This is a genomic window from Microbacterium sp., assembly GCF_047972865.1.
In the GTDB taxonomy this organism is placed as follows: Bacteria; Actinomycetota; Actinomycetes; order Actinomycetales; family Microbacteriaceae; genus Microbacterium.
The window spans coordinates 1-10,189 of sequence record NZ_JBKEAY010000149.1 but is presented as its reverse complement, the minus strand read 5'-3'; the positions used below and the strand labels follow the sequence as shown (position 1 = coordinate 10,189).

9 protein-coding genes and 1 pseudogene are annotated in these 10,189 nt (G+C 69.4%); 3 read left to right on the top strand and 7 right to left on the bottom strand.

The genetic code is table 11. From position 1 onward, the window contains the following. Positions 1 to 65: 65 nt before the first annotated feature. The 3 genes from ACK5KK_RS09235 to ACK5KK_RS09225 all read right to left on the bottom strand — a co-directional run bounded on the left by ACK5KK_RS09235 (position 66) and on the right by ACK5KK_RS09225 (position 2,345). The gene (locus ACK5KK_RS09235; protein ID WP_416889792.1) at positions 66 to 719 is read right to left on the bottom strand and encodes a spermidine/putrescine ABC transporter substrate-binding protein; all 654 of its coding nucleotides are present in this window, start codon (positions 717 to 719) and stop codon (positions 66 to 68) included. Positions 720 to 795: 76 nt separating this feature from the next. Further along, positions 796 to 1,278 carry a hypothetical protein gene (locus ACK5KK_RS09230; RefSeq protein ID WP_416889791.1) on the bottom strand — a complete coding sequence of 161 codons (483 nt, stop codon included), beginning with the start codon at positions 1,276 to 1,278 and terminating at the stop codon, positions 796 to 798. Further along, positions 1,278 to 2,345 (bottom strand): ABC transporter, encoded by a 1,068-nt coding sequence (locus ACK5KK_RS09225; RefSeq protein WP_416889790.1) that lies wholly within the window; start codon positions 2,343 to 2,345, stop codon positions 1,278 to 1,280. Before ACK5KK_RS09225 ends, ACK5KK_RS09230 begins: the two co-directional genes overlap by 1 nt. A gap of 130 nt (positions 2,346 to 2,475) precedes the next feature. Between ACK5KK_RS09225 and ACK5KK_RS09220 the strand changes: the two genes are divergently transcribed. Beyond that, entirely contained in the window at positions 2,476 to 3,114 is a 639-nt protein-coding gene (locus ACK5KK_RS09220) for a hypothetical protein (RefSeq protein ID WP_416889789.1), read from the top strand. Here ACK5KK_RS09220 and ACK5KK_RS09215 read toward each other — a convergent pair. Next, positions 3,106 to 3,708, bottom strand: a complete 603-nt coding sequence (locus tag ACK5KK_RS09215; RefSeq protein WP_416889788.1) for a hypothetical protein — start codon at positions 3,706 to 3,708, stop codon at positions 3,106 to 3,108. The genes ACK5KK_RS09220 and ACK5KK_RS09215 overlap by 9 nt on opposite strands. A gap of 163 nt (positions 3,709 to 3,871) precedes the next feature. Further along, the gene (locus ACK5KK_RS09210) at positions 3,872 to 4,429 is read right to left on the bottom strand and encodes a DUF4870 domain-containing protein (protein WP_416889787.1); all 558 of its coding nucleotides are present in this window, start codon (positions 4,427 to 4,429) and stop codon (positions 3,872 to 3,874) included. 279 nt (positions 4,430 to 4,708) lie between these two features. Here ACK5KK_RS09210 and ACK5KK_RS09205 point away from each other — a divergent pair, with 279 nt between their 5' ends. Beyond that, on the top strand, positions 4,709 to 4,960 hold the full coding sequence (locus ACK5KK_RS09205; RefSeq protein WP_416889786.1) for a CopG family transcriptional regulator: 252 nt from the start codon (positions 4,709 to 4,711) through the stop codon (positions 4,958 to 4,960). Then, positions 4,957 to 5,385 (top strand): TA system VapC family ribonuclease toxin, encoded by a 429-nt coding sequence (locus ACK5KK_RS09200; protein ID WP_416889785.1) that lies wholly within the window; start codon positions 4,957 to 4,959, stop codon positions 5,383 to 5,385. The genes ACK5KK_RS09205 and ACK5KK_RS09200 overlap by 4 nt, the downstream gene beginning before the upstream one ends. A gap of 87 nt (positions 5,386 to 5,472) precedes the next feature. Here ACK5KK_RS09200 and rpoC read toward each other — a convergent pair whose 3' ends face one another. Continuing rightward, positions 5,473 to 9,351: a DNA-directed RNA polymerase subunit beta' gene (rpoC, locus tag ACK5KK_RS09195; RefSeq protein WP_416889784.1), complete on the bottom strand. Its 3,879-nt coding sequence runs from the start codon at positions 9,349 to 9,351 to the stop codon at positions 5,473 to 5,475. A gap of 41 nt (positions 9,352 to 9,392) precedes the next feature. After that, positions 9,393 to 10,189, bottom strand: a pseudogene (locus ACK5KK_RS09190) (DNA-directed RNA polymerase subunit beta); the annotation flags it as partial.

Sequence of the window (10,189 nt, the reverse complement as noted above, 5' to 3'; positions counted from 1 at the left end):
CCATCTGGGCTCCCCACGTCGCCCCTCCCCCTCATGCTAACAAGCGGGAGCGCTCACCGCGGTGTCTACCCCGGCTCGGCGTTCGGGTCGAACGGCGCGTCCAACGACCGGGTCAGCTCCTCGAGCATCGCCGTGATCTGCGGCTCCACGTACTGGCCGATCGCGGCCTGGATGCGCAACCGGTGGTGCAGCAGGATCGCGCACACCTCGCGACCGACCATGTTGGCGTAGTCGTCGGCCAGCGACACCTCCTGGCGCAACGCCGCCTTGGCCTCGTCGTTCAGGGGAGGCAGCGCCGGAACATCGGCATCCGCCTCGTCGGCGAGCCCGGAGATCGTGAACAGGAACGGCGCACCGGGGACCGGGTCGGGGTCCAGCGGAAGCCCCTCGAACTCGGGCTCCAGCCCCTCCGCCGGCCGGTAGCTGCGGGCCCGGTTGCGGGAGGCCTGCTGGTCCAACTCGGTCTGCAACATGGGCAGGTTGCGGGAGGTGTACTCGGCGACGGCGTGATCGACGATCGTCTTGACCCGCGTGGACAACCCGTGCTGCACGCCGTGGGGCACGTCGGATCCGATGCCGGCCGCCGACAGCACCGGCGAACCGAAACAGCGCCGACACGGTGCGACCCTGCCTTTGTGGGTGGCCGGCTGCCACCGTGGCAGCCAACGCAGCCACGCGTCCACCGCCTGGCTCACCTGGGTCTCGATCGACCGCTCCACGGTCACCATTGTCCCCCGTCGGGCGGCGATGCGGGCGCATTCGCCCCCGTACGCGTGCCGTGCGCGTCGCCGCCGGTCACTCGTCGGCGTCCGGGTCGTCGCGCTCCCACGGCCACCGCGGGCGGTGCGCGCGGGTGCGCACGAGCGCCACGCCCACCCAGCCGGCGATCGCGGCGATCGCCGCCAGCAGCACCGCGAACCACGACGTCACGAATCCGCCGACCGCGGCGACCGCGCGCACCGGGTCGACCCCCGCCACGACGGCGCCGATCAGCACCCCGACGAGGTAGGCCAGCACCGCCGCCACCGCCGCGGCGACCGCCACCGCGTACGAGGGCTGTGGGCGGCGCAACCCCGCCCACGCCGTCACACCCACCGCGAGCACCGACAGCGCCATGCCCGCGGCCCCCGGCAGGTTTCCGAGTCCCGGGGTCGCAATGACCTCGACGTCGAACAGGGTGCTCGTCACCCCGAACGCCGCGATCGCCAGCGCCGCGAAGCCGGTGGTGGCCAGCGCCGCCGCCGTCGGCGGCGACACGGACCCGGCGTCGTCGGCCATCAGGAACGGTGGAGCTGCGGTCCCGCCTCGAGCGTGCGCTCGTACTCGCGCTGGGCCTCGGTGTTGAGCTCGGTCACGCGCGTGCCGCGGGCGGCCACCCACGCACCGAACCAGATGGTCAGCTCACGTCCGATGACGAGCGCCGCCACAGCGAGCGGTGCCAGCAACTGGCCCTCGACGAGTACGGCGCCCTGCGCCGCCGTCAGCGACCAGAACGGCGCCTGGAACATCTGCCCGAGCAGGTGCCCGCCGTACGAGGCGGCGCCTACGAGCAGGCCGAAGATCACCCAGTGACCCCAGCGCCCGCGGTTGATGATCGCGCCCAGCAACCAGAAAGCCAGGAAGAACACCGCCACCGGAACCCACAGCCACCACGACGTCAGCGCAGAGACCGCGAAGGTCCCGATCGTGTCGACGGTGACCTCCCCGGCGATCGCGCCGAACCCGAGCGCGGCGCCGAGGTACAGCACGGCGAACGAGACGGCCGCGAGCAGGCCGATCGCGCCGGCTGCGCCGCGGTTGCCGCGCGGGCGCGGCGCCTCCGGGGCCTGCACGAAGATCGGCTGCGGCGACGGGGCATCCATCAGCGCCGTCTCGGGCGGGCCGCTGTCCACGGCGGGTGCCGGGTAGGCGAGGGTGGCCGCATCGTCCAGCGACGCGGCGGGCGGCGTCAGTGCGACCGGTGCGACGACGGTCGCGGCCGGATCGGGGTCGGCGGCCGCGTCGACGGCCGGCACGTCGGCGGCCGTCACCTCGACGGTCGGTACGTCGGCGGCGGCGGTCACGCCGGCGGCGGAGACCGGCTGCGCGACGGCCTCGCCGGCGAGCCCGGTGTCTTCCGCGTCCCCGGTCACGGGGTCGTCGTCGGCCGGTTCGGGATGGGTCGACACGGTGCCGCCGGCGGCGAACTCCGCGTCCCAGGCCTCTGCGGCCGTCGGTGCGGGAACGGCATCGCGCGAGGCCGCTTCGGCCTCGGCGAGGGCTTCGTTCGCCGACTCGACAACCTCAGCGACACCGTCGGATGCCGAGGTTGGGGCCTCGGGGTCGACGTGCTTCGGATCGCTCATGCGATGGTGCTCCTCACGCGGGGCGCGCGCCACCGCAATGCTGAGATTACCCGCCTCCGACAGCGACATCCGCGAGGCGTGCCGACGTGTCGTTGGGTGATCACCGGTGTGGGCCGCATAGGGTGAAAACATGGTCCTTTTGCGCCGTGCGCACCTCGCCCTCGCCGTTGCGGCGGGCGCGATGCTGCTCGGTGCCTGCGCGCCCGGCTCGGCCGACCCGACGCCGACCGTGACGCCCTCACCCACCCCCGAGGTCACCGTCGCGCCGACGCCGGAGGTGGACACCGTGACCCCGACCGACCTGGAACCGTTCCCGACCGGGCCGTCGGTGTCGACGACACCGCTGCCGACCGAGTGCGAAGCGCTGATGCCGCCCGCGATGCTCACCGAGTTCGACGGCATTCCGCTCAACGCGGACGGGATGGGCGGCGGCATCCGCGCGGACAGCTCCCGCGTGTGCGTGTGGGGCTCGCCCGGCGCTCCCCGCACCCGCCTGGTCGTCGTGATCGGCTACGCTCCGCAGCGCGCGGCCGACGACGAGCTGTACCGGTTGCGCACCGAAGAGGGCTACAACTGCTACAACGTCTCCGACGGCATCCGCTGCGAGAGGTCCTGGCAGCAGGACGACCTCCCGCTCCCAGCCGGACGCACGCTGTTCTACCGTGACGGTGTGATCATCGACACGCAGTACTCCGGCATCGGTCCGGTCGGTTTCACGTCGTCGATCGTCGCGACGGTGTGGCCGGCGACGCCGCTGCCCTCACCCTGACAGCGAGACCGACCAGGCACGGTCGGCGACCCGCTCCGCGTACTGGGTCGGTGTCCACGCCACCTGCACGCTCGACAGCCACCGGCCGTCGCCGACCTCGACGGTCTCGATCACGTCTTCGTCGGTGCGGGTGCACCGCACCCGGTCGCGGACGTTCCGGCATCCGAAACCCGCGTCGGGAAGGGTCGCCTTGACCACCGTCGGGGCATCCGCCGCGACGTCGGCGTAGGTCGTCGTGATCTCGCCGTCCTCCGACGTCCATGCGCAGGTGAACCGCACCGCGGGCGCAAGCGCGTCGACCACCTCGGTCGCCGTGAGGTTGGGGGAATCGCGACTGACCGAGATCTCGGCTCCCGGTTCCCACCGCAGCGACGCCCACAGCGCGTCGCCGTACAGGTCGCGGCACTCGCGTGCTTCGCCGGGCACCGGAGCGCGCTCCGGGGCCGGGGCCTCCTCCTCCGGTGCCGCACCGAACCAGGTGCTGCCGCCGGGGAGCAGCGGCACCGCCAGGACCGCGAGCCCGATCACGATCGCGGCGCACAGCACGCCGATGATCCACGCCGCCACCGCGTTGCGCCCACCGACTCGTGCCATCGTTCCAGGCTACGCGGCTTCGAGGTCCCCGCTGACCACGCGCACGGTCCACACCGAGGACATCGGCGTGCGCCATGCGACACCGATACGCCAGGCGGGAGCTGCCCCGAAACGCCGTGTACGACGAATGCGGCCATACGTGGCCGACGGCGTCGTCATGCCTTCACGACACGCGAAAGAACGGAATCCCCGGTGCGCGGAAGATCTCACCACGGTTCGCCTTCACCAGACCGACGATGAGGAAGACCAGGTTGGCGATTCCTGCCCCTGCCAGCAGCAACGTTCCCAGCACTCCCGGCGGCGACATGCCCGTCTCACCGGGTGCAGCGTTGATCACCGCGGTGAGGTTCAGTACCGCACCGACGACCACAAGCGGGAAGAAGGTCAGCGCCCAGTTCGCAGCCTGGACCCCGTTGCCGGCGGCGACACCGCCGTACTTGCGCTGGCCCAACCCCACGATGACAACAGTGATGGCGGCTACCAGAAAGTTCACAAAGGGGACGGGGATGAAGGCCAAGAAGCCCATGCCCCACGCGACGGCCCCGGTCTTGGGCGTCGACGCGTACGCGCCAGGGTAGGGCGCACCAGCGTAGGGCGCACCAGCGTAGGGCGCACCAGGGTCGGGCGCGCGCCCCTCGGCCATCACACCCGGCGGCGGCACAGGAGACGCGGGGGCGGGAGGTGTCGGCGGACCCGGCGGCACATCAGGATGGTCAGTCATACCAACACACTACGGGTCTGCCGCATCACCGGACCGGGACGCACGCGTTCGCGAGACCCGCTCACCGCTGCGTTGCGACTGCCAGCACCGTCAGTCCCGATCACGATCACGATCGCGGTTCACAGCACCCCGATGATCCGCGCCGCCACCGCGTTGCGTCCACCGACCCGTGCCTGCGTTCCAGGCTACGCGGCTTCGAGGGCCCCGCCGACCGGGCGCACAATTCCCCTCGCCAGTCCGCGTGCGCAGATGTCTGCGTTGTACAGTATGCTCAGCTGCATGAGGACGACCCTGAACATCTCAGATGCCCTGGCGTCTGAAGCCCGCGCGCATGCGGCGCGGGAGGGACGGACGCTCACGAGCTTCATCGAGGAAGCACTGCGGGACCGCATCGCCCGGATCGACGCGACGACGCCCATCGAGCCGCTCCCCACGTTCGGCGACCCGAGTACGTCGCGTTTCCTCGTGGACATCGACGACCGCGACGCGCTGTGGGACGCGCTCGAGGCTCGACGCACCGGCGTCGAATGATCGTCCCCGACGTCAACATCCTGGTGTACGCGTTCCGCGCAGAGGCCCCCGAGCACGACGTGTACACGACCTGGTTGCGGACAGCGCTCGCGACCGAGGACATTGGCGTGTGCGATGCGACCCTGAGCGGATTCGTCCGCATCGTCACGCATCCGCACATCACTACGGCACCCGCCCCGGTGACCGCCGCGACTGAGTTCGCCGCCCGGGTACTGGCAGCGCCGCGCACCCGCTGGCTGAGCCAAGGCGCGGTCGCGTGGGGGCGGTTCGGGGAACTCGCCGTCGCCGATCCCGGTATCCGAGGGAACCTCGTTCCCGATGCCCACCTCGCTGCGCTCTGCCTCACCAACGGAGCAACCCTGGCGACCCGCGACCGCGGGTTCGCTCGCTTCCCGAACCTGCGGTGGTTCGACCCGGCGCGGTGACGTCCGCCGCACCGCCGACACATGCGAAGACCCCCGGCATCCGCCTCACGGGGAGGGGATGCCGGGGGTCTTCGGCTCAGGCCGGACTCAGTTGTACGTGCCCGGGGTGAAGTCCCCGTCCGTGGTGAAACTGTCGAAGTCGACGTAGCTCAGGTCCTCGTCGCTGTAGGCACCGTCGGAGGCGAAGATGCGGTTGGGGTACCGCTCGCTCTTGGCCTCGTCGGTAGCCTCCACCGACACGTTCCGGTACTTGTTCAGACCGGTACCCGCCGGGATCAGCTTCCCGATGATCACGTTCTCCTTCAGGCCCACCAGCGGGTCGCGCTTGCCCTCCATGGCCGCCTGCGTCAGCACGCGGGTGGTCTCCTGGAAGGATGCCGCCGACAGCCACGACTCGGTCGCCAGCGACGCCTTGGTGAGCCCCAGCAGCTCGGGACGACCCGACGCGGGGCGCTTGCCCTCGGCGACCGCCTTGCGGTTGAGGTCCTGGTAGCGCTTGAAGTCCACCAGCTCACCGGGCAGCAGCGCGGTGTCGCCATGGTCGACCACCGTGACCTTGCGGAGCATCTGCCGGACGATGACCTCGATGTGCTTGTCGTGGATCGGCACACCCTGCGAGCGGTACACACCCTGCACGCCGCCGACGAGGTACTTCTGCACCTCGCGGGCACCCTGCACGCGCATGACCTCCTTGGGGTCGAGCGTTCCCACCTGCAGCGCCTGACCGACCACGACCCGCTGGCCGTCCTCGACCAGCAGCGTCGCGCGCTTGAGCACCGGGTACACGTGCGGCTCGTCGCCGTTGTCCGGCGTCAGGATGATCTTCTTGCTCTTGTCGGTCTCGTCGATCTTGATGACACCGTCGGCCTCGGCGATCGGCGACGCACCCTTGGGGGTACGCGCTTCGAACAGCTCCTGCACACGGGGCAGACCCTGCGTGATGTCGTCCGCACCGGCGGTTCCACCGGTGTGGAAGGTGCGCATGGTCAGCTGCGTTCCGGGCTCACCGATCGACTGCGCCGCGATGATGCCCACGGCCTCGCCGATGTCGACGAGCTTGCCGGTGGCCAGCGAACGGCCGTAGCACTTCGCGCACACCCCGACGGCCGAGTCGCACGTCAGCACCGAGCGCACCTTGATGGTCTCGACGCCGCCGCTCACGAGCTTGTCGATGAGCACGTCGCCCACGTCGTCACCGGCCGCGGCGAGAACCTCACCGTCGGCGGCGACCACGTCGGCGGCGAGCGTGCGGGCGAACACCGAGTTCTCGACGTTCGGGTCGCGCACCAGCGTGCCGGAGGCATCCGGCGCCGCGATGACGAACTCGAGTCCCTTGACGGTGCCGCAGTCCTCTTCGCGGATGATGACGTCCTGCGACACGTCCACGAGACGCCGGGTGAGGTACCCGGAGTCGGCGGTACGCAGCGCGGTGTCAGCCAGACCCTTTCGGGCGCCGTGGGTCGCGATGAAGTACTCCGCCACGCTCAGACCCTCGCGGTACGACGAGATGATCGGACGCGGGATGATCTCACCCTTGGGGTTGTTCACCAGACCCCGCATACCGGCGATGTTACGGATCTGCAGCCAGTTACCGCGGGCGCCCGAACTCACCATGCGGTTGATGGTGTTGTCCTCGGGGAAGTTGTCCCGCATCGCCTTCTGGATCTCGTCGGTCGCCTCGGTCCAGATCTTGATGAGCTCCTGACGACGCTCGGCGTCGGTGGTCAGACCCTTCTCGAACTGCGCCTGCACCTTCGCGGCCTGCTTCTCGTGCACCGCGACGATGTCCTTCTTCGTCGGCGGCGTGAGCACGTCGGACAGCGCGACGGTCACACCCGAACGGGTGGCCCAGTAGAACCCGGCATCCTTGATGCGGTCGAGCGAGGCGGCGACCTCGGTCTTCGGGTACTCCTCGGCCAGCTTGTTCACGATCTGCGACAGCTTGCCCTTGTCGGCCTGGCCCCGCACGAACGGATAGCCCTTGGGCAGCGTGTCGTTGAAGATCGCCTGACCGAGCGAGGCGTCGACGAGGCCGTGCTGCTCGTAGCCCTCGGGGGCTTCGCCCTCGAGGAAGCTGAGCCCGCGCACGCGGATGCGGACCTTCGCCTGCAGGTCGAGGGTGCCCTCGTCCTTGGCGAGGATCGCCTCGCCGACCGAGCCGAACACGCGGCCCTCGCCGAGCGCACCCTCCTTGACCGTGGTCAGGTGGTGCAGACCGATGATCATGTCCTGGCTGGGCAGGGTCACCGGGCGGCCGTCGGAGGGCTTGAGGATGTTGTTCGACGCCAGCATCAGGATGCGGGCCTCGGCCTGCGCCTCCACCGACAGCGGCAGGTGCACGGCCATCTGGTCGCCGTCGAAGTCGGCGTTGAAGGCGGCGCACACCAGCGGGTGCAGCTGAATGGCCTTGCCCTCCACCAGCTGCGGCTCGAACGCCTGGATGCCGAGGCGATGCAGCGTGGGGGCACGGTTCAGCAGCACCGGACGCTCACGGATGATCTCCTCGAGCACGTCCCACACCTCGGGGCGGGTGCGCTCGACGGCACGCTTGGCGGCCTTGATGTTCTGCGAGTGGCCCAGGTCGATGAGGCGCTTGATGACGAACGGCTTGAACAGCTCCAGCGCCATCTGCTTGGGCAGACCGCACTGGTGCAGCTTCAGCTGCGGGCCGACGATGATGACCGAACGGCCCGAGTAGTCCACGCGCTTGCCGAGCAGGTTCTGACGGAACCGGCCCTGCTTGCCCTTGAGCATGTCGCTCAGCGACTTGAGGGCACGGTTTCCGGTGCCGGTGACGGGGCGTCCGCGGCGGCCGTTGTCGAACAGCGCGTCGACGGCCTCCTGCAGCATCCGCTTCTCGTTGTTGACGATGATCTCGGGGGCGCCGAGGTCGATCAGCCGGCGCAGACGGTTGTTGCGGTTGATGACGCGACGGTACAGGTCGTTGAGGTCGCTGGTGGCGAAGCGGCCACCGTCGAGCTGCACCATCGGGCGCAGCTCCGGCGGGATCACGGGGACCACATCGAGCACCATGGCGGCCGGGGTCATCCCGGTGGCCAGGAACGAGTTGACGACCTTCAGCCGCTTGATCGCACGGATCTTGCGCTGGCCCTTGCCCTCGGCGATCTGCAGGTGCAGCGAGTCGGCCTCGGCCTGCAGGTCGAACGCCTCCAGGCGGCGCTTGATGCCGTCGGCACCCATGTACGCCTCGAAGTACTGGCCGAAGCGGTCCTGCAGCTCCTGGAAGACGTCGTCCTCCTGCTTGAGCTGGCCGACCTCGAGCGTGCGGAACTCATCCCACATGCGCTCCAGGCGCGCGATCTGGTCGTCAGCACCCTTGCGGACCTGCGCCATCTCCTTCTCGGCGGAGTCCTTGGCCTTCTTCTTCTGGTCGGCCTTGGCACCCTCCGCCTCCAGGGCGGCGAGCTCCTCCTCCAGCTTGGCCAGGCGCTCAGCCACGCGGGCGTCACGGCGGTCGGCGAGGTTCTTGATCTCCAGACGCAGGTTGTTCTCGTGCGTCGGCATGTCGCGGTGACGAGCATCCTCGTCCACCGAGATCACCATGTAGGCGGCGAAGTAGATGACCTTCTCGAGGTCCTTCGGCGCCATGTCGAGCAGGTAGCCGAGGCGCGAGGGCACGCCCTTGAAATACCAGATGTGAGTGACGGGTGCGGCGAGCTCGATGTGCCCCATGCGCTCACGGCGCACCGAGCTCTTGGTGACCTCGACGCCGCAGCGCTCACACACGATGCCCTTGAAGCGGACCCGCTTGTACTTGCCGCAGGCGCACTCCCAGTCGCGGGAGGGGCCGAAGATCTGCTCGCCGAACAGGCCGTCCTTCTCCGGCTTCAGCGTGCGGTAGTTGATGGTCTCGGGCTTCTTGACTTCGCCGAAGGACCACCGACGGATGTCGTCGGCGGTGGCGAGGCCGATGCGAAGCTCATCGAAAGTTGTTGCGTCGAGCACTGGTTCTCCTGTGTCGGAATTCTGTGGTGAGTCGAAGCGGATCAGATTTCGTCGATCGACGACGACTCGAACCGGGTGGAGATGTTGATGCCGAGTTCCTCCGCCGCGCGGAAGGCCTCGTCATCCGTGTCGCGGAGGTTCACCGCGGTGCCGTCGGCCGAGAGCACCTCGACGTTCAGGCAGAGGGACTGCATCTCCTTCATGAGCACCTTGAAGGACTCGGGGATGCCGGGCTCGGAGATGTTGTCGCCCTTCACGATCGCCTCGTAGACCTTCACGCGGCCCACGATGTCGTCGGACTTGATCGTCAGCAGTTCCTGCAGGGCGTACGCGGCGCCGTAGGCCTCGAGTGCCCACACCTCCATCTCACCGAAGCGCTGACCGCCGAACTGCGCCTTACCGCCCAGCGGCTGCTGGGTGATCATCGAGTACGGGCCGGTGGAACGCGCGTGGATCTTGTCGTCCACGAGGTGGTGCAGCTTCAGGATGTACATGTAGCCGACCGAGATGGGGGCGGGGAACGGCTCGCCGGTGCGACCGTCGAACAGTGTCGTCTTGCCTGTGCCGTCGATCAGGCGCTGGTCGTCGCGACCCGGGAGGGTGGACTCCAGCAGACCGACGATCTCCTCCTCGCGGGCACCGTCGAACACCGGGGTGGCCACCTTGGTGCCGGGAGCGGCGTCGCGGGCCGACTCGGGCAGTTGCGCCGCCCACTCCGGGTTGCCCTCGACCTTCCAGCCCTGCTTGGCGATCCAGCCGAGGTGCGTCTCGAGCACCTGACCGAAGTTCATCCGGCCGGGGATGCCGAGCGGGTTCAGCACGACGTCGACCGGGGTAC